We start from the raw sequence: 22951 nt of genomic DNA, 5'->3' as shown, positions 1-22951 counted from the left end.
GCTAGGAGCGCAACAGGGCCCGCTTGTCGGGCTTGCCGCTGGGCGCGACCGGCACCTCGCCGATCGTCGTCACGGTCGACGGGACGGACGCCGGTCCGAGCCGGTCGCGCACCGCGGCGCGCAGCAGTTCCGCGTCGACGTTTCCGCCCTCCGTGGGAACGACGAACGCGTGCACCGCCTCCCCCGTCCGCTCGTCCGGGGCGCCCACCACGTAGGCCTCGGCGACGTTCGGCTGCGCGGCGAGGACCCGTTCGATCGGGCCGGCGTACTGGATGTTCGCGTTGACGATGATGACGTCGCGGGCCCGGCCCAGCAGGTACAGGTAGCCGTCCGGGTCGATCCTGGCCAGGTCCCTGGTGCGCACCCAGCCGTCGACGAACACGTCCTTCGTCTCGTCCGGGTCGCCGCGGTAGCCGCGGGCCTGGGCGGGCGTGCGTACGAACAGCTCGCCGTCGCGCACCTCCGCCTCGACGGCCGGCTCTCCCACCGACTCGGGGCGTTCGGCGATGCCGGCCGGGGTCTGCATGGCGATCATGCCGGTCTCGGTCTGCCCGTAGCCGTGGAACACCACCGGGCCGAGCACGTCGAGCGCCTGCCGCAGGCGTGCGGGGTCGGCCGGCGAACCCGACACGAGCAGGGCCCCGAGCGTCTGGAGCCGGGCGCGCATCCGGTACAGCCCGGGGACGGTGATCACGCTGGCCGTGGCGCGGTGGCGTTCGATCGCGACGGCGTGGAACGGCCCCTCGCGCACCGGCGCCGCGGCGACCATCCGACCGCCGGCGGCGAGGGTGAGCAGGCCGTACTCCAGCATCACCTGGCTGCTGAGCGTGCCGAAGACGAGGTAGCGCTCCAGGTGCCGGGCGAGTTCGCGGATCGCCGGGGGCCAGCGGTCGGGGTGCAGGTTCCAGGCGGCACCCATCGCGGCGTAGGTCTGCTCGCAGCCCTTGGGGTCGCCGGTGCTGCCGCTGGTGTGGATCACGCGCGCGACATCCGTCGCCCGTCCCGCCGGCGCCGCGTCGGTCTCCGGCGCCGCGATCAGGTCCCCGATCGGGATCGCCGGCACCGGGATCTCGTGCGGGGCGTCGACGATCGCCGCCTTCGTGTCGCCGAGCAGGTGACGCACCTGCGGGGCGGCCAGGCCGGGCCGGACGCCGACGACGCGGGCGCCCGTCACGTGCGCGGCGACGATCGCGGCGAACGCCTCCGGCGTGACACCCAGCAGCACGCCGACGCCGTCGCCCGGGGCGATGCCCCGCGCGTGGAGTCCGCCGGTGGCGCGGCGGATCAGCGACAGCAACTCGTCGGCGCCGACCACCCGCTCCCCGTGCTCGAACACGGGCCGATCCCCGGCCTTCGCCAGCAGGTCGAGGAGCGGGCCGGGGAACGCGCTCATCCCAGGCAGTCCTTCACGAACACCGCCAGTGGCTCCTGGTGCACCTGCGGGATGTTCCACTCGTTCTCGAGGTTCTCCGCGAGGTGGTGCGTGGCGGCCAGTTCGCCGCCCCGGTAGAAGCGCACCACCGGGTGCAGGTAGCTGGCGTCGACCGCGCCGGCGATGTCGTTCTCCCTGGGGCGCGGCACCGTGATGTCGAACGGGTCGACCGTGTCGTGGTCCGGCCCGTACTCCAGGGTCGTGATGAAACCGTCCGGCACGGTCTCCCGGAAGTACGCGACCGGCAGTTCCTCCCGGTAGTGGGCGTGCCCGTTGTCGACGGTCACCACGTCGCCCATCACCTGGAACTGCTGCCACAGCGCCGAGGAGCGGTTGACCCGCGCGACGATCGCACCCGCGATGGCCTCCGGCGTCGAGTCCAGCTCGGTCACCGGCCAGTCGCCGGTCAGGATGCGGTACAGCGCGCGCACCCCGTAGCGGAACCCGTGGATGAACCCGCTCGTGGACTTCTTGAAGTCGCGCTGCTGCGTGAGCGTTCCGGCGAAGTGCAGGCCGGGCACGTTGACCGACTCGTAGGAGGGGGTCTGCTCGGGGAAGCGGTCCTTGATGACCAGTGCCGGCCGGCAGGACTCGTCGAAGATGGAGGCGTCGAAGCGGAAGCCGGTGCAGGCGATGATCCGGTCGTAGTACAGCTCGCGCAGCGCCTCCACGGTGCGCGCGTACCGGAACATGACGGTGAACCCGCCCCCCTCGGCGGGAACGATGCTCTCGACGGTGCCGTCGAGGACCGCGTTCTGGGACTTGAGCTGGTACGTGTCGAGGAAGTTGTTGTTGACCGCCCGCAGGTGCCCGACGTAGTGCGTCTGCCACGCCAGCTTCACCGAGTGCGGGCCGGCGACGTGGATGACGGCGGCCTTCTCGATCAGCGCGTCGGCGGTCTCGAAGCCGGAGTTCCCCTTGCCGATGACGAGAACCCGCTGGTTGCGGAAGCTCTCCGGGTCCGTGTCGAACGTGTCGTAGCGCTCGACGTGCTCGATCCCGTCGATCGGCGGCACGTAGAGCTGCGACACTCCGGTGGCGACGATGAGCTTGCGCGCCTGCCACGTTCTGTCTCCACTGTGGACGGTGAAGACGTCGCCGCTCTTCGACACCCGCGTGACGGTCGTGTCGTAGCTGACCCGGACGTTCTGCGCCTTGGCGAAGTCGGCGAGATAGCGCAGCAGGACGTCGGCCCGCGGGAAGTAGCGCTCGGTGTACCGGGTGAACAGCAGGTCCGGGTCGTCGCTCAGGATCGAGTTCCAGTCCATGCGCATGTTGCGCTCGGGGTCGTCGGAACCGGTGTTCGGCTTGTTGATCGAGATCAGTTGGCGATGTCGCGGGTACCTGGTGAAAAAGGTGCCGGGGGCGCTGCCGGCCTCCAGAACGGCGTAGTCGTGGCCGCCGCGTTCGAAGGAGGCGCCGAGCTGCAGGCCCGCGGGGCCGGCTCCGATGATCAGGTAGTCGAGCGTCATGGGCGGCGACCGTACGCGCCGGAACTCAGAGGGTTGCCGCTCCGTTCTGAGAATCCGACGTTAATGTTCTGCCGTGACGAGCATCGACCTGGCGACGCCACTGCGCGTCGCGGACCTGCGGCGGGCGGCCGACCCGGTGACCGTCGTGGTTCCCGCGGAGGTGGCCGAACGGGTCAAGCGCGGCCGGGAGTTCCTCCAGGAGGCACTCGGCGACGGCCGCCAGATCTACGGCGCGACGACCGGCTTCGGTGCCCTGGTCGGCTACGCCGGCCGGGACGACGCCGTCGACCAGTGCGACAACACGCTCGCGCACCTCGGCGCCGGCTTCGGCCCGGACCTCGACCCCGCGGTCGTGCGGGCCGCGGTGCTGGTGCGCGCCTGGTCGCTCGCGCGCGGCTTCTCCGGCGTCTCCCCGCACGTGGTCGACGGACTCGTCGCCATGCTCGCCACGAACGTCGCACCGGCCGTGCCGCGCTACGGGTCGGTCGGGGCGAGCGGGGACCTGATCCCGCTGGCCTACGCCGCGCAGGCGTTGCGCGGGCGGGGGTTCGCGTACGTCGACGGCACGCGGGTCGCCGCCGACGAGGCGCTGCGCAGGGCCGGTCTCGCCCCGCTGGCCCTCGACGGCCGCGACGCGCTCGCCATGGTCAACGGCACCTCGCTGACGACGGCGGCGCTGGCCCTCGCCCTGGGCCGGGTGCGGGTGGCGCACCGGGCGGCGCAGGCCCTCACCTGCGTGCTCGTCGACGTGCTCGGCAGCGACCCGCAGTTCCTCGACCCGCGGTTGCTGGCGGCGTACGGGCACCCGGGGGCGATCTCGGTCGGCCGGTACATGAGCTGCCTGCTCGACGGCACCGTTGCGTCGGGCACCCGGGCGTTGCAGGAGCCGTACAGCATCCGCTGCGCGCCGCAGTTGCTCGGGGCGGCCGAGGACGCGCTGCGCTACGCCGACGGGGTCGTCGCCGCGGACCTGGCGAGCGTGAGCGACAACCCGGTGTTCTTCGCCGACGACGGTCAGGTGATCCACGGGGGGAACTTCTTCGGCCAGCCCGCCGCGTTCGCCGCCGACACCGTCTCGGCCGTCTGCGCCCAGCTCGCCAACCTGGTCGAACGCCAACTCGACCTGCTGGTCGACCCGGCCCGCAACGGAGGGCTGCCACCGATGCTGGCCGCCGGGCCGGGCAAGCAGCACGGGCTGCAGGGCGCCCAGTTGGCCGCCACCGCGATGGCCGTGCAGATCAGGCGCGACGCGACGCCGGCCAGCATGCAGAGCGTGCCGACCAACCTGCACAACCAGGACGTGGTGCCGTTCGGCACGCAGGCCGCGCTGCGCGCGCTCGATCAGGCCGAACTCCTGCTGCTCATCTGCGGCACGCTCGCCGTCGGCCTGCGCCAGGCCGTGCACGTGGGCGCGCGCCGCCCCACGGCAACCGGCGCCGCTGACGTGCTCAAGGCGTTCGACCAGATAGAACCGATCGACCCCGACCGTCCGCTGGACGCGGACATCCGGCGCGCGGCCGCCGTCCTCGAGACGCTAGATCTCGCCTAGCCGGTAGCCGACGCCGTGGACCGTGCGCACGACGGACCTGCCGAGCTTGCGGCGCAGGTAGTACACGTAGGTGTCCACAATGGACGCCGCCGGCGCCGCCTCGAAGACCCAGCGCCGCAGCTCGGCCCGGGAGTGCACGGCGCGCGGCCGCTCGGCGAGGACGCGCAGCAGCTCGCACTCCCGCGCGGAGAGCGCGACGGCCGACCCGTCCCGCCGCACCGCCTGCCGGCGCCCCACGTCCAGGTGCCCGTCGCCGACGCGCAGCAGGTCGCTGACCGACAGCTGCCGCCGGCACAGCGCACGGATGCGCGCGTTGAGCTCCTCCACGTGGAACGGCTTCACCAGGTAGTCGTCGGCGCCGGCGTCCAGCCCGTCGACCCGGTCCCCCACGCCGGCCAGCGCGCTCACCAGCAACGCCCGCGCGTGAACGGCCCGCGCGCGCAGGCGCATCAGCAGGTCCAGCCCGTCGAGGGCGGGCAGCTTGCGATCGATCACCATGACGTCGTACGCCCGGGTGAGCCCCAGGTGCAGCCCGCGCTGGCCGTCGTGCGCCACGTCGACCTCGTAACCGGCGTCGACCAGCGCCCCGCGCAGCCGCGCGACCAGCTCGGCGTCCTGCTCGACGAGGAGTAGTCGGGTGCTCCGCACTCCAGGAGGTTCGCACGAAAACGGGCACAGAGACAGTGATGAATGCCGCTGGCCCCGCCGCCATCCATTCGGCCCGCCGAGCAGGTATTACGGGCATCACGTTCGGGGTGTTGGCACCACTGGCGCCGTTTCGCGGGTGGTCGACAATGGGCGGATGGACCTGCTCCCGACAGTCCGTACCGGTGCCGTCGCGGCGGCGCGCGGGCTGCTGCTGGCGGTCCTGTCACTGTCGCTCAACATCGTGCTGTTCGTCCTGTTCCTCGTCTCTTTCCTACTGATTCCCGTACTCGGGATCGGCGTCCCGCTCTTCCCGGTGGTGGTTCACCTCGTGCGGCTGCGGGCCGAAGTGGAGCGGCGGATCGCCGGGTGGAGCGGTGTCGACATCCCTTCGCCGTACCGGCCGCTGCCGCCCGGGCTGTGGGGCCGTTTCGCCGCCGTGCTGCGGGACCCGGCCACCTGGCGGGACGCGGCGTGGCTCATGCCCGGCGCGATCGTCGGCGGGGTGCTGGGCCTGATCGCGGTGTGCGTCCCCTTCTACGGCGTGGAGGGGGTGCTGCTGGTGCCGGTGCTGATCACGGATTTCGTCGACTGGTACGGCTACGGCGTGGTCTGGCCCATCGACGGCTTCTTCGACCGGCTGCTGGTCCTCCCGCAGGGCGTGCTGATCCTGACCATCGGCGTGCTCGGGGCGCCGCTGCTGACGATGGGCGTGGCGCGCTTCGCGGCGCTGCTGCTCGCCCCGACCGCCGCCGAGGCGTTGCACGCGCGGGTGGCCCACCTCGCCGCGACCCGCGCCGAGACCGTCGACGCGCAGGCCGCCGAACTGCGCCGCATCGAGCGCGACCTGCACGACGGGGCGCAGGCGCAGCTGGTGTCGTTGAGCATGACGATCGGGCTCGCCGAGGAGCTGCTGCGGCGCGACCCGGACGCCGCGCAGCGGCTGCTCGCCGAGGCGCGGGAGGCCGGCGGCCAGGCCCTGGCCGAGCTGCGGCGGCTGGTGCGCGGCATCCACCCGCCGGTGCTGGCCGAACGGGGCCTCCCGGGAGCCCTGTCGGCGCTGGGCCTGGCGCTGGCGATCCCCGTCTCCGTGGAGGTGGAGCTGCCCGGCCGGCCGGAGGCACCGGTGGAGTCCGCGCTCTACTTCGCGGCGGCCGAGCTGCTGGCGAACGTGGTCAAGCACAGCGGCGCCGCTTCGGCCTCGGTTCTCCTTCGGTGGGAGGGCGACCTGCTGAGGCTGGCCGTCTCCGACGACGGGCGCGGGGGCGCCGATCCGTCGCGCGGGAGCGGGCTCGCCGGGATCGGGCGCAGGCTCGCGGCGTTCGATGGAACGATGGTCGTGTCCAGCCCGGCCGGTGGGCCGACCGTCGTCACCGTGGAGCTGCCGTGCGCGTTGTCATCGCAGAGGACCTCGCCCTCCTCCGGGACGGGCTGACGCGGCTGCTCGAGGCGTTCTCGTTCGAGGTGGTGGCCGCCGTGGACAACGGGCCGGCGCTGCTGCCCGCGCTGCTGTCCCACCGCCCGGACGTCGCGATCGTGGACGTGCGGCTGCCGCCGTCGTTCACGGACGAGGGGCTGCGCGCCGCCATCGCCGCGCGGGAGCGGATCCCGGGGCTGCCGGTGGTGGTCCTCTCGCAGCACGTCGAGCAGCTCTACGCGCGCGAACTGCTCTCCGACCGGGGCGGCTCGGTCGGGTACCTGCTCAAGGACCGGGTGTCGCACGTGGGGCAGTTCGTCGACGCGGTGCGGCAGGTGGCCGGCGGCGGGACGGTCATGGATCCCGACGTGATCGCGCAGCTGTTGGAGAGCCGTTCGGCGGCCGAACCGCTGGGCGCGCTGACCGCGCGGGAACGGGAGGTGCTGGCGCAGATCGCCGAGGGCCGGTCGAACGCGGCGATCGCGGCCAAGCTCTTCATCACCGAGAAGGCCGTGAGCAAGCACATCAACAACATCTTCGCGAAGCTCGGGATGCCCCCGTCGAACGACGACAACCGCCGCGTGCTGGCGGTGCTCACGTACCTGCGCGCGTGACGATCTTGACGCGCGGTCGTCCATCTGCGTGCGCCTCGCAGGCCTACGGGCGCCAACGCGCACGCACTCCGGCCACCAGGGCGCGGCCGCGCTGGCGCAGCGGCCCGCGGGACGCCCGGCGCCGGCGGCGCACGCCGACGACCGCGAGGTCCGTCATCCGCGCGACGATGCGGCTCTCCCGGCGCTTGCGCGGCGGCGCCGGGCGGTCCGGCGGCGCCACGGTCAACTTCGGCCGCCGCACCGCCGCCCACACCACGATGCCGCCGACCACTCCCCCGGTCCCGAACGCCACCAGCAACGAGAACGCCGAGTCCCCACCGAACAGCAACTGACCCACCGCGACGCCGGCGAAGACCCGCCAGACGATCCGCCCCTTGTCGAACCCGCCCACGACTCGGACCCTCCCCCATCGACCGGCGTAAAAACAGCGGTATGTCGCGCAATGTGCACGATCCCGGGGTTGCGCGCCCCGGGATCGCACACCACGTCCGGCTACACCGTCGCGGGCTCCCGCGCCGCAGCGGTCACCGGCGCGGGCGCCGACGCGAGCCGCCCCGGCCACCAGGTGCGCCGCCCGACGTGCAGCGCCAGCGCCGGCACCAGCAGGCTGCGCACCAGGAACGTGTCCAGCAGCACCCCGACCCCGACGATCACCCCCGTCTGCACCGAGCCCACCAGCGGCAGGACCCCCAGTGCGGCGAACGTCGCGGCCAGCACCACCCCGGCGCTGGTGATCACCCCGCCGGTGACGGCGAGCGCGTGCCGGATGCCGGCGTGGTGCCCGCGGGCGGCCGCCTCCTCGCGGGCCCGCGTCATGAGGAAGATCGTGTAGTCGACGCCGAGCGCCACCAGGAACAGGAAGGCCTGCAGCGGCAGCGCGACGTAGAGGTCCGGGTGGCCCATGGCGTTCAGGATGAAGCCGGCCGCGCCGAGCGCCGCGGCGTACGAGACGACCACGCTCGCCATGAGCAGCAGCGGCGCCACGAGCGCCCGCAGCAGCGCCACCAGGATCCCGAACACGACCAGCAGGATCAGCGGCATCACGACCCGGTTGTCCCGGTCGACCGCGGTCTCGTTGTCGAGCTGTTCCGCGGTGAAGCCGCCCACCAGCGCCGCCGCGCCGGGCACGGCGTGCGTAGCGCGCCGCAATCTGTCCACTGTGGACAGAGCCGCGTCGCTGTCGGGGGTGTCGGCCAGCGTCACGCGGATGCGGGCCCATGCGCCGTCCGGTGATTTCTCGGGAACGGACACCTCGACGACCCCCGGCACAGCTCGCGCGGCGGCCGCGACCGCGTCACCGGAGGCGGCCCGCGTGACGACCTCGGCCGGCGAGACGGTGCCCCCGGGGTAGTGCGCGGCGATGAGGCGCTGGCCGCGCACCGAGCCCACCTCGGTCGTGAACGACCGGTCGTTCGGCAGGCCGACGGACAGGTTCGTGATGCCGAGCGTGAGCGCCCCGAGAACGGCGGCGCTCGCCAGCCACACCGTCCGCGGCCGCCGGCCCACCAGGTCCGCCACCCGCGCCCACCCGCTCGCTCTGACGACCACGCCCACCCGCGGCACGAACGGCCAGAACAGCCACCGTCCGCACAGGACCAGCAGGGCCGGCAACAGCGTCGTCATCGCCAGGAACGCGCACAGCACACCCACCGCGCCGACCGGCCCGATGCCCCGTGTGCTCGGAAGAACGGCGGCCAGCAGGCAGAGCAGCCCGGCGCCCACGGTCGCCGCCGACGCCGCGATCGCCCCGATGGAACGCCGCACCGCCACCGCCATCGCCCGGTGCCGGTCCTCGTGCACGCGTAGTTCCTCCCGGTAGCGGGAGATGAGCAGCAGCGCGTAGTCCACGCCGACGCCGAACACCAGCACGGTCAGGATGCTCTGGCTCTGGAAGTCGACGGCCACCCCGGCATGCTTCGCCAGCAGGTACACCAGCGCCGAGGCCGACTGCGCGGCGACCGCCACCGTGACCAGCGGCACCAACCACAGCACCGGGCTGCGATACGTCACGAGCAGCAGCAGCGACACCGTGACGGCCGTCGCGGCCAGCAGCGCGGTGTCCATCCCCTCGAACGCGTCGAAGACGTCGTCCTCGGCCGCCGCCGCGCCGGTCAGCGCGATGGCGAGCGCACCGTCCGGGGTGGTCAGCCGCGCCTTCATGGCCGACACCGCCGCGGCGCGAACGTCGTCGTCCCCGGCCACCGGGAAGCCGAACAGCAGTGCCCTGCCGTCGCCGCTCGGCGTGGCCGGCCCGACGGCACCCCCGTCGGCGTACCGCGCGAACGCCGTGCGGTCGGCCTCCACCCGCGCCCGATCGGCGTCGGTGAGCCCGCTCTCGCGCACGTACACGGCCACGGCGACCGGTGCGCGCGAGTCGGGGAACGCGTTCTTCACCCGTTCGGCGGCCCGGTGCGCCTCCGCCTCCGCCGGCAGTGCGCCGAGCGCGTCGTTCTCCTGCACCTCGGTGAGCTTGACGGCGAACGGCCCCGCCACCCCGAGAACCACCATCCACAGCAGCACGACCAGATACTTGATTCTTGTCATGCCCTGAATCCAAGGCGCCGCAAGCCTTACGGGCAGGAGCGGCAGCGCCTCCACACCGGTGGTGCTAACACCACTTCCGGTACCAGGCGGCCACGACTTCCAGGATCGGCCGCCGCCCCGCGAACATCTCCTCGACGCCCCGCGTGTCGTACTGCCCCGTGGTCTTCGGCCGGGTCTCCAAGGCGGCCAGCATCATCGGCGCGAGCCAGAAGTACTTGGCGGCGCCGCACAGCCCGATGCCCCGCCGCGCCGTCGTCGCGTCGACGGCGCCGTCGAGGCCGCGCACGTACCCGGCGCTGACCAGCTCCACGACGTCGTCGAGGTGCGCCAGGTCCACGAAGCCGTCGAAGAACGTGTCGAGGATGAGGTTGGCGGCGTCCTCGCCGATCGGCCCCGGGCCGATGAAGCTCCAGTCCAGCAGCACCGGACCGGTGGGCGTGACGACGAGGTTCATCGGCCAGACGTCGTGGTGGCACAGGGTCGCGGGCAGGTCGTCGGTGGCACGCAGCACGTCGTGGCGGCGTTCCCACAGGTCTCGCAGATCCGCGCGGAGGGCGGCGGGCCAGGCGGCGTCGGGGTGCTCCCACGGCGCCCGCGCGGGCACCTTGCGGGAGAGCGTGTAGTCGCGCAGCCAGTCGCGGGACAGCCACGGCACGTCGGGGCGGCGCCCGAGCCACGCGGCGTGCGCGGCCCCGAGGCGCTCCGCCAGCTCCCCCAGGTCCGCCGGGGTCGCGGCCGGGCCGGGCGTCCCGGCCACCCACTCCAGCCAGATCGCGGTCGAACCGTCGGAGCGCCGCACCACCTCGCGCAGCCGCGGCGCCCGGATGCCGGCGCCCGCGAAGGCCGCGGCGAGCCCCTCGGTGTAGGCGAGCGACTCGCGACGCCAGTAGTTCCAGTGGCCGGGGTCCTCGCTGGTGGCCCAGTGCGCCGGCACACCGTCGCGCCCGGGCGGGGTGGACAGCTTCAGCACCGCCGGGCCGCCGTCCCGCTCGACCCGCCAGATCCCACCCGTGGCCCCGTTGAACCCGTTGTGGCTCAACGCCTCCGCCGCCCACGACGGGTCGACGAGATCGCCGGGCGGCCTCAGCTCCACCGGATCCGCACCGCCTTGCGCCACGCCTCGGCCACGTCCTGCCGGCCCTCGACGGTCAGCTCGTCCGCCCTGTTCCACACGCTGAGGTAGACCTGCACGGCCGTCCCCGCGAACGTCACCTCGCCCGGCCCGTGCTCCCCCGGCGTCGTCTCGACGGAGGCGCCGCCGACCCGCACCGTCCACGCGTGCCCGGTGTCCAGGGCGCGGACCAGCAGCGTGTAGGGCGGATCGGCGTGCAGCTTTCCCTTGCCCCGCGTGATGAACCCGCTCAGCAGCTCGTCGATCCCGTCGGCCGCCACCAGCGGGTCGATGTCGACGTCGGCCGCCGTGGGGCATCGCCCGAGCCGGGCCGCGACGGCGTCGACGGCGTGGATCGTCGTCTCGTGCGCCTGCCGCCGCGCCCAGAACCGGCGTGGCGGCGGCGCGTCCTTGAGGAACACCATCGCCTTGAGGTCGTCGTCGGCCGCCTCGACGGCCTCGATCAGCCCCACCAAGCCGGCGTCGAACCACGCCAGCAGATCGTCGGCCGCGGCCGCCTCCGCGACGGAGGCCTTGGTGTCGGGATCCTTCTCGCCGCGCAGGTGCCCGGCCGCCCAGCGGTGCACCATCCCCTGGTGGGTGACCAGCTTCGTCACGTCCCACGCGGCGCAGGTCGGCACCCGGGCGTGCGGGCCGGCGGCACCGGCCGCCTCGTGCAGGGCCGCGCCGGCGCGCCGGAGGGCGGCGACGTGCTCCTCGATCGTCAGGTGTGTGGGCACCGTCGCACCATAGCGGCGCCCGCCGACATTTCCGGGGTCCTTCGCGACGACGGCCCCCGCCACGGTGGACGGGGGCCGTCGTCGGTACTACCGCGCGGGTCCGGTCAGCGGATCGTTCCCAGGCGGTGGGCGGCCGCGCCGAGCAGGAGCGCGAGCAGGGCCAACAGGGCGAGCAGAGCGACGCCCGCGCCGGTGCGCGCCAGGGCGGCGATGCCGGGAGCGGTGGAGCCGAGGGCCGCATCCCCGACGCTCGCGTAGCCGAACGCCGCACCGCCCGCGGTCCCCGTGCCGGTGCCGCTGCCCGACCCCACGCCGGGGCCGTCTTCCGCGCCCTCGCCGGAGCCGTCTTCCGAACCGTTGCCCTCTTCCAAGCCGTTGCCCGGTCCTGAGCCGGTGCCCGGGCCGGAATCCGGCAGGTCGGTGCCGATCGCGACATCCACGCCGACACCGATGTCCGCTCCGACGGAGCCATCGACGCCCAGCCCGACACCGGCCGAACCCGCACTGACACCCGCGTCCACACCGAGGCCCAGATCGGTCGGGCTCACACCCACACCGACCTCCACACCGAGCCCGACGCCTGCCGAGTCCGCGCTGACACCGGCGTCCACACCGAGGCCCGCATCGGTCGAGGCCACGCCGACACCCGCCGCCACGGCGAGCGCGACGCCGCTCGGGTCGGCGCAGGGCGCGGCGCCGAGCAGCGCACCGCCGACGGTCAGGGACACCGACGCGCCGTTGCCGACTCCGGCGTCCACGTCGACGCCGACGTCGAGCTCGGACGCCTCCGGTGCCTCCGGTGTCTCCGGTGCCTCTGGTGAGGCTGCGCCGGAGGCGTTCGGGGTGTCGAGGTCGGCGTCGAGGGTGGGCGGTCCGACCCGTGCCGCCAGGTCGGCGGCGGCGTTCGGGGCCGGCAACCGTCCGATGTGGACGGTCAGCGGCGGGACGGACGGGCCGGTGGTGGTGCTGCCGGCCGTGACGGTGAGCGTGCCGGTCGTGGTGCCCGGCGTGTCGGCCCATGCCGACGTCGTGCTCAGGGCCCAGGCCGCGCCGGCGAATCCGGCGGTGACCAGGCCACGCATGATCCAACGATGCATAGCAACCTACCAAGTTCTCGTATCGACTTTTCCAGGGACGACGATGTGCTCGGCCGGTTGCTAGCCGGGGCGTCCGGGTGGCCCCCGGGTGGGTGTGCCGTCGCGTCCGGCCCGGCGGGGCGGGACGACGTGCCGGTCGGACGCCGGCGGGACGAGGCCCACCGGAAGGGTTGCGGCGCCGGGGTTCGCGGCGCGGTCGTCCGCGGCGGCGACGGTCGCCGTGGTGACGGTGCGGCTCGCGGTGCCCGGGCCGGTCGGCGCCGGGCGCAGCGGCGCGGGCGGCACCGGCCCGAACGGTGGCAGCGTCACCGGTGATCGCCGCTCCGAACCGCCGTGGCCTCCCGGAGCGGTGCCGCACGCCGCTGCGGAACCATGGGGGCCGCAGGAGGGGGGCCGGCGAGCGGCGGATGTCGCCGAAGCCGGTCGACCGTCCACATCGGACGGTCCGGCGGCCGGGTCACCGTCGGCCGGCGCCGCTCCGGGGACGGGCCACGGGGCCGCACCGGGTGAGCCCGGCCGGTCGGGGAGGCCGGGCAGGCAGGAGCCGAGCGACGGACCGAGCTGCGACGGGGCGACCGGGGGCGAGGCGAGCCGCGACGGGGCGAGTGGGGACGGGCTGAGTGGGGACGGGCTGAGGCCCGCGGCCGGGTCGACAGCGCAGGGATTCGCCGCGCCGGGCGGCAGCACGCCGACGTCGCCGGACCCGGGGACGCCGGGCAGGACGACACCGACAGACCCGCCGACACTCACACCGGGCGCCGCGACACCGACCGAGCCGCCGACACCCACGCCGGGAAGGACCGGGCCGACCGTCGCACCGGGCACACCCGGCACCGCAACGCCCACCGAGCCACCGACACCCACACCCGGCACAGCCACACCGACCGAGCCATCCACGCTCACGCCGGGAAGGACCGGGCCGGCCGTCGCAGCGGGCACCCCGGGCACGAGGGGCATGGCCGGCGCCGTGACGCTCACGGCGCCGCTGCCCCTCACGGCCGGCGGCGCGGCACCGACCGAGCCACCGACACCCACGCCGGGGCGGGCCGGCAGGAGCCCACCGATCCCCGGCGACCCGCCGGCGGCCACCCCTCCCGCAGGAGCGGCCGGCCCGAACATCGGCGACACACCCGTGTCCGCCGATGCCGGCCGGCCGTCCCCGAGAATCCACAGCAGCGCGCAGACCCCGGCCACCAGAGCCGTTCCCCAGGTCCGCCGCATGCCGTTCACCTCCACCCGATGGGGTGAAAGTGTGATCACGCGAACACGCTAAGTACAGATTCGGCAACCGTTCCGCACCCGGGGAGCACCCCGGTTGAACCGGTCGTATGACATGTCAGCCACCCGTCGCGGGAGCGCCGGCGAACGTCGCCATGATGATCCGCTGCGCCGCGGCCGGCTGCGAGGTGCCGCCCATGTTCAGCGGGTTGACCGAGTAGACGAGGCGTCGGGCCAGGTCACGGGTGGCGCCCATGCCGTTGTTGTACCCGGGGCGGTCGCCGCTCTTGCCCCACACGACCAGCGGGCCGAGTGCGATGCGGGTCAGCCCGGCCGCGTGCACGGCGCGCCCGCTCCCGTCGGCCAGCGGCACGTCCGGCACCGTGAACATCTCGTTCAGGTACGGCTGCCGGACCAGCCGGCCGGTGAAGAGCGCCACGAGGAAGCGGTCCAGGTCCGGGGCGTTGGAGATGATCGACGCCGCGGACCACTGCAGCGACGTGTCCGCGTCGGTGATGTCTTCCCACGTTCCGTCGGGGCGGATCTCGTATCCGCGGGCGTGCGGTCCGCGGATCGTCCGTTCCTCCTCGGGAACTTCCGTGGCGCGCAGCCCCAGCGGCGCGATGATCCGGTGGCGCACGTTGTCCGCCCAGGAACGGCCCGTGACGCGTTCGACGAGGAGCCCGGCGACGATGTAGTCCGCGTTGCCGTATCGCTGCTTCGTCCCGGGCGCGAACGCCAGCGGCGCGGCCGTGTCCAGTTGGCTGCCCGGCGGGTAGTGGTCGTAGCGGTGTTCGAGGTACCAGTCGGCGTCCTTGCTGTCGATGCCGGCGCCGTTGACGCCGCTGGTGTAGGTCAGCATCTGCCGGATCGTGATCGGGGCGGTGCCGGCGGGCAGCAGATCGGGCAGGTACTGCTGCACGGTGCCGTCCAGGCTGATCCGCCCCTCGGCCGCCAGTTGCAGCACCACGACCGCCGTGAACGTCTTCGTCATGCTGCCGATCCGGAACCGCGCGTCCTGCGGCACCGGCGCGCCGGTGTCCCTGTCGGCGATGCCGCCGGTCCCCTGCCAACACCCGGCGGTACCGCGAACCTGGACGACGGCGCCGCTGACCTTACCGTCGGGCAGGCCGTCGATCGCGGCGTTCAACTGTAAGAAATCGAGCGGCGGCAGGGCGGCCGGTGCGGCGGAGGCCCCGGTGGGCAGTAGCAGAACGACCGACGCGACCGCGCCGGCCAGACGGTGAGAGATGGACATGCACAAGATCCTGGAAGAGCGCGCGATCCGGTACATCCGGGACTCGCACACCCTTTTCCCCTAAGGGAAACCCGCATTGCGGCTAACGCAGCCGCACGTCCAGGGTCACGGTGTCGCCGGCGGTGACCGTCACCGGACCGGCCTCGGTCGGGGCGCCACCGGCCGGCGTGACCGTGAACTGGTAGGTGCCCGGCGCCAGGCTCCACCGGTAGGTGCCGTCGACGCCGGTGGTGACGGCCAGTTCCGGCACCGGTGGCGCGTCGCCGACCCCGCTCGGCTGCACGAGCGCACCCGCGACCGGCGCCCCGTCGGCGCCGAGCACCCGGCCGCTGACGCTTCCGCGGCCGGCCGGCCCCGCGGGGCGCGATGCCGAGGCGTCGGAGACCGGCGCCTCCGGATCGCCCGGGCCCGAACCGCCACCGGCGCCGCACCCGCCGAGCGTGAGCACGCCGACCGCCACGAGCAGCAGCATCAGTGAACGCATCGCCCCTCCCCGGATCGTCACTGCGTCGGACGCGCGGGCACGCACCGCGGTTCCCCCGCCCGGGTCGGCACGCCCGAGCGGGGGAACCATCGGTGTCAGGGCGCGTTCTTCCAGGCCTGCAGGTTGTTGAACCGGGCCTCGGTGATCCGGGCGGCGTGGTTGTTGGTGTGCGGGGACGACCCGTGCACGCCGTATCCGTGAATCGCCATGGAGCAGTACCCGCTGCAGAACGAACTTCCGGACGCGCGATATTGATAAACCGCGCTCCCGCTCATTCCACCGATCGTGTCATTGGTGTAAAAAACCTGATTGCCGGTCGTTGCGACAACGGTCCGGGAAACGTAGTCGCCACGCCATTGCTGGCCGAACGGCTTGTCACCGGGGTAGCCGTTGATGAGCGTGCTGTAGCCGTTCAGGCTCGCCGACTGCCACCAGTAGCCGAACCAGCCGGTGCTGTTGCCGACGGTGCAGTTGAGCTTCAGCGCGCCGTAGTCGTACTCCTCGTTGCCGTCGACGATCCAGCCGTTGACCGACCACGACTGGCGCACGGTGCAGCTGCCGTACGGGGTGGAACTGCCGTCGCGGCCCGGCCAGACGACCAGGCCCGTGTACCAGGCGCCGCCGGCGCCCTCGTTGACGCAGTGGCCGGCGGTGGCCACGATGTCCGGCCCGTAGAGCCAGCCGGTGCAGTGCGCGTTGCCGTTGCGCGTGATCTGCACAACGGCGCTGGCCGGGAACGATGTCGCCGGCGTGATCCGGATCCGGTCGTCGGTGCCGATGATCGACTCGGTGCCCAGCGCGGTCGTCGAGGAGCCCGACGGCGCCGTGCTGTTGAGCGTCAGGCCCGGGCCGGTACCCACCCGGCCGGACTCGCCGCGCGCCGCGGTCAGCCCGAGGGCGGGTGACGGGCTGACCTTGGCGCCGTCGCTGGAGACCGGCGTGTCGGCCGCGAGCGCCGGCGCCGGTGCCGGTGCCGCGGAGACCGGACCGGCCGCGGCGAGCACGGCGGCGAGCGCCGCGGCGAATCCCGTCGCGAGCGTTCCCGCGCGCATTCGGTGTGCGTGCATCTGCTTTCCTCCCCAGTTCCCCGAATCATTTCGAATCCCCGATGGAATCGAAATGCTTGGAACGCGGAGGACCATAACGAAATGATTTTGATCGTTGGGCCGTCGAATCAGATCGGCGACATGTCGGCCGCACGTCGGCGCACGTGGCACTTTTCCGGGATACTCCGGAGGTCAAGATCGGGGAGGCTCTGGTCCAACGACGACCAAGGAGCCCACGATGTCCTACGGATACCCGACCTACGCCCCGCCGCAGCCCGTTGTCCACTACAACCACAACCCGGGCCGCCGTTCCGCGCCGCCGTCCGTGCACATCATCGCGCTCCTGCAGTACCTCGGCGGGACCCTGATGCTCGCCGGGGCCGCGGTGGTCGCGTTCATCGCGTTCCGTGTCTCCCAGGACACCCAGATCCAGGCGGAACTGGCGAAGTACCCGGAGGTGACCGGATACGCCGAGCCGGTGCTCTACGGCGTCGCGGGTGTGCTCGCGTTCTTCGCGCTCGTCGCGTTCTTCATCGGGCGCAAGCTGCAGCGGGGTCGCCAGTGGGCGCGCGTGCTGGTGATCATCTTCAGCATGCTCAGCATCGCCGGCAGCGTGTACACGATGCTCGCGGGCGGCAGCGTGGCGCTCGACGCCGGGTCGCTCTTCTTCCCCGTGCTCACGCTGATCCTGCTGAACACCCGCGCGGCGCGTTCCTGGTTCAGCCACCGGACGTGGTGAGCCAGTCCGCCAAGCGAACCGTGCCGATGCGCGCCTCGCCGGTCGGCACGACGGACTCCGGCCCGAGCAGGGCCCCGAAGTACCGCGCGGTGTCGTCGGACACCACCTCGCGGGTGTCACCCCGGACTTCCAGCACCGTACGGACGAGGTCGACCAGCGGCCGGCGGTCGGGGCCGGCGAGGTCGAGCGTGGCGTTCGCCGGTTCCCCCGAAACGATCGTCGCCAGGGTGTCCGCGACGTCGTCGGCCGCGACCGGCTGGAACGGCGCGGACGTCAGGTGGGCCACCCCGTCGACGGTGCCGGCGTCGGCGATCCCGACGAGGAACTCGAAGAACTGCGTCGCCCGCACGATCGTGTAGGGGACGCCGCCGTCGCGGATCAGTTCCTCCTGCGCCACCTTGGCGGCCAGGTAACCGCTGTCCGACACCCGGTCGGCGCCGACGATCGACAGCGCGACGTGGTGCCGCACGCCGGCCTCGGCCTCGGCGGCGAGCAGGTTGGCCGTCGAACGGCTGAAGAACGCCAGCACGTCCGCCGGCGCGAACGACGGCGAGTTGGAGACGTCGACAACGACGTCGGCCCCGGTCAGCGCCTCTTTCACACCCGTGCCGGCCACGGTGTCGACACCGGTCGACGGCGCCGCGGCGATCACCTCGTGCCCGGCCGCGCGCAGCCGCTCACCCAGCCTGGTGCCGATGAGTCCGGTCCCACCGATGACGACGACCTTCATGACACTCTCCTCAACTCGGATATCGCTTGTCCGAGAGACTACTCGGACAGGCCTTATCCGAGTCAAGGTAGGATTCGCCACATGCGAATGTCGGGCGGGGTCGAGTGGGCGTTGCACTGCTGCGTGGTGCTGACCGCCGCCGACCGGCCCGTCCCGGCGGCCCGCCTCGCCGAATTGCACGACGTCTCCGGCAGCTACCTCGCGAAGGTGCTGCAGAGTCTCTCCCGCGCCGGCCTGGTGCACTCCAGCCAGGGAAACGCCGGCGGCTACGCGCTGACCCGTTCGGCCGAGGAGATCAGCGTCCTCGACGTCGTGACGGCGGTGGACGGGCCGGCGCCGGCGTTCACCTGCACGGAGATCCGCCAGCGCGGCCCCCTCGCCACACCCGCCGCGGAGTGCGTGACACCATGTGCCATCGCGCGGGCGATGACGGCGGCCGATGAGGCGTGGCGCGCCGCCCTGCGCGCCGTGACGATCGCGGACCTCGCCCGGGACGTCACCGACGACTACGGGCCGAGGACGTTCGCCGCGATCCGGGGGTGGCTGGGGTGAGACGGGTGCTGGCCCTGGCGCTCACCGCGCTCCTCGCGGGGTGTTCGGCCGAGGCACCGGCGCGCACCGACCCCTCGGCGCACCGCGGCGAGCGGCACAGCGCACTGCCCGCCGAGGGCAACGACCGGGTGGAGCTGGCGTTCGGCGACGCGCGCACGGGCTACGCGCTGTTCCTCGGGCGCAAGGGCACCGAGAAGAGCGTCCTCTACACCACCACCGACGGCGGCACGACGTGGCGGAGACTGCCGTTCGACGCGCCGCTCGGGCCGCACGCGACGATGTGGGCACAGGGCGCCCGCGGGCTGACGGTGCTCGCCCGCAACGGCTATCGCACCTCGGACGACGGCGGCGCCACGTTCCGCGACGGGGACCCGCCGGCCGACGACCGTCCACAGTGGAGCTGCTGCCTCGCCGCCGACGCCGGGCGCGATGCCGGCGAGCGGCGCTACGGCGTCTTCCGCGGCGAGGAGCCGGTGGGCAGGCAGCCGCCGCTGTCGGCCGACAACGGCGCCGTGGCCGTCGACGGGCGCGGCCGCACCGTGGTCGCCGGTGCGGACAGCACCACCGTCGTGTCGGCCGTCCAGGAGAACGGCGCCTGGCGCACCCTGCCGGAGCTGACCGTCGAGGACCGGCCGGCCGCGGTCTGGCTGCGCACCGACCCGGACAGCGGCGAGGTCCTGATGGCGCTGGGGCGGGACGGCGGCGTCACGGTCCACGCGCTGCGCGGCGACGCGTGGCGGCCGGTCGGCGAGAAGGATCCGGGCTACCGGGTGGGACACGTCGCGGCCGCCGGCAAGGGCGTGCTGGCGCTGGCCGGCGAGGGCACCCCGGGATATCTGCTCGCCGACGGCACCTGGCGCGCCGCGCCGGGACCGGAGCACGTGGCGTTGATCGACCGGCTCGCCGACGGCACCCTCGTGGCGACGTCGGAGAGCGTGCCGAACGCCGTCTGGCTCGCCCCCGGTACCGGGGCCGAGCGGAGCTGGGTCGAGATCTCCGTCAGCCCCGCCTGATCCATTCATTGACATTCATTGACATCACTGGGCTAGACCACTACAAAGACTCCGAGAGCGCTCTCCCTCGTCACCGGCCCGTCCCCCGACGGCCAGCCGAACGGAGACCGCATGTCCCGACCCCGCGCCGTGTCCCTCGTGGCCCTCTGCCCGATCGCTCGCGACGGCGGTGCTCGCAAGCTGCGCGCCTTGCTGCTCGCGACCGTATTCGCCGCCGCAATCGGCACCGTTGCCACGCCCAACTCCGCGGCCCACGCCGCCGACCTGGCCCTCACCCAGTACGTCAACCCGCTCATCGGCACCGACGACAGCAACTCGCCGAACCCGGTCGGCGGCGGTGCGGGCGGCAGCACGTTCCCCGGCGCGACCGTGCCGTTCGGCATGACGCAGTTCAGCCCCGACACGCCCACCGCCTCGCCGTCGGGCTACCGCGACCGGGACCGCACCATCGAGGAGTTCAGCCTCACCCACTTCAACGGCGCGGGCTGCCCGAACAACGAGGATCTCGGCATCCTGCCGATCACCGGCGCCATCGGCACCTCCCCCGGCACCGGCTGGACCGGATACGCCTCCGCGTACACGAAGTCCAACGAGAGCGCCGCCGCCGGCTACTACCGCAACCGGCTCGACAAGTACGGCGTCAACGCCGAACTCAGCGCCACCAAGCGCACCGGCGCCCTGCGCCTCACCTACCCGGCCACCACCACCGCCAGGGTGCTGGTCAACACCAGCCGCAGCGCCACCGGCAACCGCAGCGGCTCCGTCACCGTCAACGGCAGCCAGCTCACCGGTTCGGTCACCGCCGGCGGCTTCTGCGGCTCCTCCAAGACGTACCAGATCTACTTCGCGATCCGCTTCGACCGGACGCCCAGCGGCTTCGGCACCTGGAACGGCGGCGCCGTCACCGCCGGCTCCGCGAGCACGAGCGGCACCAACACCGGCGCCTACGTCACCTTCGACACGAGCGGCAACCCGACCGTGAACGCCACCGTCGCGCTCTCGTTCGTCAGCGTCGCCGGCGCCACCGCCAACCTCAACGCCGAGATCGCCGCGTTCGACACCGTCCGGGCGAACGCCGACGCCGCGTGGAACACCGCGCTGAACCGGATCCAGGTCACCGGCGGGTCAACCACCGACCTGCAGAAGTTCTACACGGCGCTCTACCACGTGCTGCAGAACCCCAACGTCGCCAGCGACACCAACGGGCAGTACCGCGGGTTCGACAACGCGGTGCACTCGGCCTCGCACCCGGTGTACCAGAACTACTCCGGCTGGGACATCTACCGTTCCTGGGCGTCGCTCGTGGCCCTCATCGCGCCCGACGTGATGACCGACATCGTCAAGTCGATGGTGCTCGACGGCCAGCAGGGCGGCCTCCTGCCGAAGTGGTCCCAGCAGACCAACGAGGACTTCGTGATGACCGGCGACCCCGGCCCGATCGTCGTCTCCAGCGCCTACGCGTTCGGCGTGCGCGACTACGACACCGCCGCCGCGCTGGCCCTCATGAAGAAGGCCATCGCCGGCGGCACCACGCAGGGCTCGCCCATCCGCGGCCGCCAGGGCACCTACGAGTCGAACAGGTTCATCCCCGGCGACCCGTCGGACACGCTCGAGTACGCCGCGTCGGACTTCGCCGTGGCGCAGTTCGCCAAGGGGCTCGGCGACACGGCCACCTACAACTCGGCGATGACCCGCGCCCAGTACTGGCGCAACATCTGGAACGACGAGTCGGCCTACATCCACCCGCGCAACAGCGGCGGCACGTGGCCGTGGCCGCTGAACCCGGCCCAGGAGTCGCCCTACGTCGAGGGGAACGCCGCCCAGTACACCTGGATGGTGCCGCACAACCTCGGCGGCGTCGTCAACCTGATGGGCGGCCCGACGGCGGCGGCCCAGCGGCTCGACCACCACTTCACCGAACTGAACGGCGGCCTGTCCCGCCCGTACTTCTACATCGGCAACGAACCCGAGCACAGCGTGCCGTGGACGTACCACTTCGCCCGCAAGCCGGCCGGCGCCTCCAGCGCGGTGCGCCGCGTCATGGCGGAGTCGTTCACCACGGGGGCCGGCGGGCTGCCGGGCAACGACGACCTCGGGGCCACGTCGGCCTGGTACGTCTGGGGCGCGCTGGGCATGTACCCGGTCACGCCGGGCGCCGACACCCTCGCCGTCCACGGTGGACAGTTCCCGTCGGTGACGATCTTCCGCAGCGGCGGCAACATCACCGTCAACGGCGGCAGCGCCACCGCGCAGTACGTGCAGGGCCTTTCCCTGAACGGCACCGCCGTCACGCGCAACTACCTGCGCTACACCGACATCGGGGCCGGCGCCACGATCGGCTACACGATGGGCACCTCGCCGTCGGCGTGGGGAACGGGCGCGGGCGACGTGCCCCCGTCGTTCACCGACGGCGCCACGCAGCCCGGCACGCCCGCCGACCTCGGCACCAACCTGGCCCAGGGCAAGGCGACCACGTCGTCGGCGACCTGCAACGCCAACGAGTCGGCGGCGAAGGCGGTCGACGGCACGCTCGCCGGCAACAGCAAATGGTGCTCCACGGCCGCCAGCAAGTTCCTCACGGTCGACCTCGGCAGCACGCAGAACGTCTCCGCCTTCGTGCTCAAGCACGCCGGCCTCGGCGGCGAGACCACCGGGTGGAACACCGGCGCGTTCACCGTCTCGACCAGCCTGGACGGGAACACGTTCACGCAGGCGGTGAACGTCAGCGGGCGGCGCTCCAGCCGCACCGTGCACCAGATCGCCGCCCGCAACGCCCGCTACGTGCGCCTCGACGTCAGCACGCCGACCAACAACGGCGACGGCGCGGCGCGTATCTACGAGTTCGAGGTCTACGGCGGCGTGCGCGCGGCCGGCAACCTCGCGCAGGACCGCCCGACGTCGGCCGACTCGCAGTGCGCCACCACGGAGGGGCCGGAGAAGGCGGTCAACGGCACCGTCTCCGGCGGCAACGCCGACAAGTGGTGCTCCGGCGGCACGAACAAGTGGATGTACGTGGACCTGGGCGCCGCCCAGCGGTTCACCTCGGTCGTGGTGCACCACGCCGGTGACGGTGGCGAGGACACCGCCTGGAACACCCGCGACTACGACCTGCTCGTGTCGAACGACGGCGGCACCTGGACGCCGCTGTCCCAGGTGCGCGGCAACACGGCGAACGTCAGTTCGTCCACAGTGGACGCCACCGCGCGGTACGTGATGCTGAGCATCGTCACCCCGACGCAGAACACCGACCAGGCCGCCCGCATCTACGAGCTGGAGGTCAACGGCTGAGG

20 protein-coding genes are annotated in these 22951 nt (G+C 72.9%); 7 read left to right on the top strand and 13 right to left on the bottom strand.

The features are described from left to right. Position 1 precedes the first annotated feature (1 nt). Both Val02_RS00165 and Val02_RS00160 read right to left on the bottom strand, forming a co-directional pair. Positions 2 to 1393, bottom strand: coding sequence for a class I adenylate-forming enzyme family protein (locus tag Val02_RS00165; RefSeq protein WP_203896752.1), 1392 nt, complete (start codon positions 1391 to 1393; stop codon positions 2 to 4). Further along, on the bottom strand, positions 1390 to 2904 hold the full coding sequence (locus tag Val02_RS00160) for an NAD(P)-binding domain-containing protein (protein ID WP_203896751.1): 1515 nt from the start codon (positions 2902 to 2904) through the stop codon (positions 1390 to 1392). The genes Val02_RS00165 and Val02_RS00160 overlap by 4 nt, the downstream gene beginning before the upstream one ends. A 73-nt stretch (positions 2905 to 2977) precedes the next feature. Between Val02_RS00160 and Val02_RS00155 the strand changes: the two genes are divergently transcribed. After that, on the top strand, positions 2978 to 4453 hold the full coding sequence (locus Val02_RS00155) for an aromatic amino acid ammonia-lyase (protein WP_239151122.1): 1476 nt from the start codon (positions 2978 to 2980) through the stop codon (positions 4451 to 4453). Here the strand turns inward: Val02_RS00155 and Val02_RS00150 are convergent. Continuing rightward, positions 4439 to 5101: a response regulator transcription factor gene (locus tag Val02_RS00150; protein ID WP_203896750.1), complete on the bottom strand. Its 663-nt coding sequence runs from the start codon at positions 5099 to 5101 to the stop codon at positions 4439 to 4441. The genes Val02_RS00155 and Val02_RS00150 overlap by 15 nt on opposite strands. A 154-nt stretch (positions 5102 to 5255) precedes the next feature. On the opposite strand from Val02_RS00150, the gene Val02_RS00145 reads away from it, so the two are divergent. Both Val02_RS00145 and Val02_RS00140 read left to right on the top strand, forming a co-directional pair. Continuing rightward, a complete protein-coding gene (locus Val02_RS00145; RefSeq protein ID WP_203896749.1) occupies positions 5256 to 6533 on the top strand; it encodes a sensor histidine kinase in 1278 nt (425 codons plus the stop codon). Beyond that, the gene (locus Val02_RS00140) at positions 6485 to 7129 is read left to right on the top strand and encodes a LuxR C-terminal-related transcriptional regulator (protein WP_203896748.1); all 645 of its coding nucleotides are present in this window, start codon (positions 6485 to 6487) and stop codon (positions 7127 to 7129) included. The genes Val02_RS00145 and Val02_RS00140 overlap by 49 nt, the downstream gene beginning before the upstream one ends. A gap of 43 nt (positions 7130 to 7172) precedes the next feature. Here Val02_RS00140 and Val02_RS00135 read toward each other — a convergent pair whose 3' ends face one another. The 9 genes from Val02_RS00135 to Val02_RS00095 form a co-directional block, all read right to left on the bottom strand. Beyond that, positions 7173 to 7520 (bottom strand): hypothetical protein, encoded by a 348-nt coding sequence (locus Val02_RS00135; RefSeq protein WP_203896747.1) that lies wholly within the window; start codon positions 7518 to 7520, stop codon positions 7173 to 7175. Between the two features lie 101 nt (positions 7521 to 7621). Continuing rightward, positions 7622 to 9673, bottom strand: a complete 2052-nt coding sequence (locus tag Val02_RS00130) for an MMPL family transporter (protein ID WP_203896746.1) — start codon at positions 9671 to 9673, stop codon at positions 7622 to 7624. A gap of 64 nt (positions 9674 to 9737) precedes the next feature. Continuing rightward, positions 9738 to 10766 (bottom strand): aminoglycoside phosphotransferase/kinase family protein, encoded by a 1029-nt coding sequence (locus Val02_RS00125; RefSeq protein WP_239151121.1) that lies wholly within the window; start codon positions 10764 to 10766, stop codon positions 9738 to 9740. Beyond that, the gene (locus tag Val02_RS00120) at positions 10757 to 11524 is read right to left on the bottom strand and encodes a maleylpyruvate isomerase N-terminal domain-containing protein (protein ID WP_203896745.1); all 768 of its coding nucleotides are present in this window, start codon (positions 11522 to 11524) and stop codon (positions 10757 to 10759) included. Before Val02_RS00120 ends, Val02_RS00125 begins: the two co-directional genes overlap by 10 nt. Before the next feature lie 104 nt (positions 11525 to 11628). Beyond that, positions 11629 to 12606 carry a hypothetical protein gene (locus tag Val02_RS00115; protein WP_203896744.1) on the bottom strand — a complete coding sequence of 326 codons (978 nt, stop codon included), beginning with the start codon at positions 12604 to 12606 and terminating at the stop codon, positions 11629 to 11631. A 75-nt stretch (positions 12607 to 12681) separates the two neighbouring features. Continuing rightward, positions 12682 to 13842 carry a hypothetical protein gene (locus tag Val02_RS00110; protein WP_203896743.1) on the bottom strand — a complete coding sequence of 387 codons (1161 nt, stop codon included), beginning with the start codon at positions 13840 to 13842 and terminating at the stop codon, positions 12682 to 12684. 115 nt (positions 13843 to 13957) lie between these two features. Further along, positions 13958 to 15097 (bottom strand): serine hydrolase domain-containing protein, encoded by a 1140-nt coding sequence (locus Val02_RS00105; protein WP_239151118.1) that lies wholly within the window; start codon positions 15095 to 15097, stop codon positions 13958 to 13960. Positions 15098 to 15179: 82 nt separating this feature from the next. Beyond that, on the bottom strand, positions 15180 to 15581 hold the full coding sequence (locus Val02_RS00100; RefSeq protein ID WP_203896741.1) for a carboxypeptidase-like regulatory domain-containing protein: 402 nt from the start codon (positions 15579 to 15581) through the stop codon (positions 15180 to 15182). A 95-nt stretch (positions 15582 to 15676) separates the two neighbouring features. Next, complete coding sequence (locus Val02_RS00095) at positions 15677 to 16648, bottom strand: trypsin-like serine peptidase (protein ID WP_203896740.1); 972 nt, start codon at positions 16646 to 16648, stop codon at positions 15677 to 15679. A gap of 217 nt (positions 16649 to 16865) precedes the next feature. Here Val02_RS00095 and Val02_RS00090 point away from each other — a divergent pair, with 217 nt between their 5' ends. Further along, positions 16866 to 17366 carry a hypothetical protein gene (locus tag Val02_RS00090; RefSeq protein ID WP_203896739.1) on the top strand — a complete coding sequence of 167 codons (501 nt, stop codon included), beginning with the start codon at positions 16866 to 16868 and terminating at the stop codon, positions 17364 to 17366. Here Val02_RS00090 and Val02_RS00085 read toward each other — a convergent pair. Continuing rightward, on the bottom strand, positions 17347 to 18096 hold the full coding sequence (locus Val02_RS00085; RefSeq protein ID WP_203896738.1) for an SDR family oxidoreductase: 750 nt from the start codon (positions 18094 to 18096) through the stop codon (positions 17347 to 17349). The genes Val02_RS00090 and Val02_RS00085 overlap by 20 nt on opposite strands. Positions 18097 to 18177: 81 nt before the next feature. On the opposite strand from Val02_RS00085, the gene Val02_RS00080 reads away from it, so the two are divergent. From Val02_RS00080 to Val02_RS00070, 3 genes are all read left to right on the top strand, one after another. Beyond that, complete coding sequence (locus Val02_RS00080; protein WP_203896737.1) at positions 18178 to 18648, top strand: RrF2 family transcriptional regulator; 471 nt, start codon at positions 18178 to 18180, stop codon at positions 18646 to 18648. Further along, on the top strand, positions 18645 to 19661 hold the full coding sequence (locus tag Val02_RS00075) for a WD40/YVTN/BNR-like repeat-containing protein (RefSeq protein ID WP_203896736.1): 1017 nt from the start codon (positions 18645 to 18647) through the stop codon (positions 19659 to 19661). Before Val02_RS00080 ends, Val02_RS00075 begins: the two co-directional genes overlap by 4 nt. A gap of 111 nt (positions 19662 to 19772) precedes the next feature. Next, positions 19773 to 22949 carry a GH92 family glycosyl hydrolase gene (locus Val02_RS00070; RefSeq protein WP_203896735.1) on the top strand — a complete coding sequence of 1059 codons (3177 nt, stop codon included), beginning with the start codon at positions 19773 to 19775 and terminating at the stop codon, positions 22947 to 22949. The last annotated feature ends 2 nt before the right edge of the window (positions 22950 to 22951 follow it).

Source organism: Virgisporangium aliadipatigenens, assembly GCF_016863615.1.
GTDB lineage: Bacteria > Actinomycetota > Actinomycetes > Mycobacteriales > Micromonosporaceae > Virgisporangium > Virgisporangium aliadipatigenens.
This window is presented reverse-complemented; position numbering and strand designations above follow the sequence as displayed.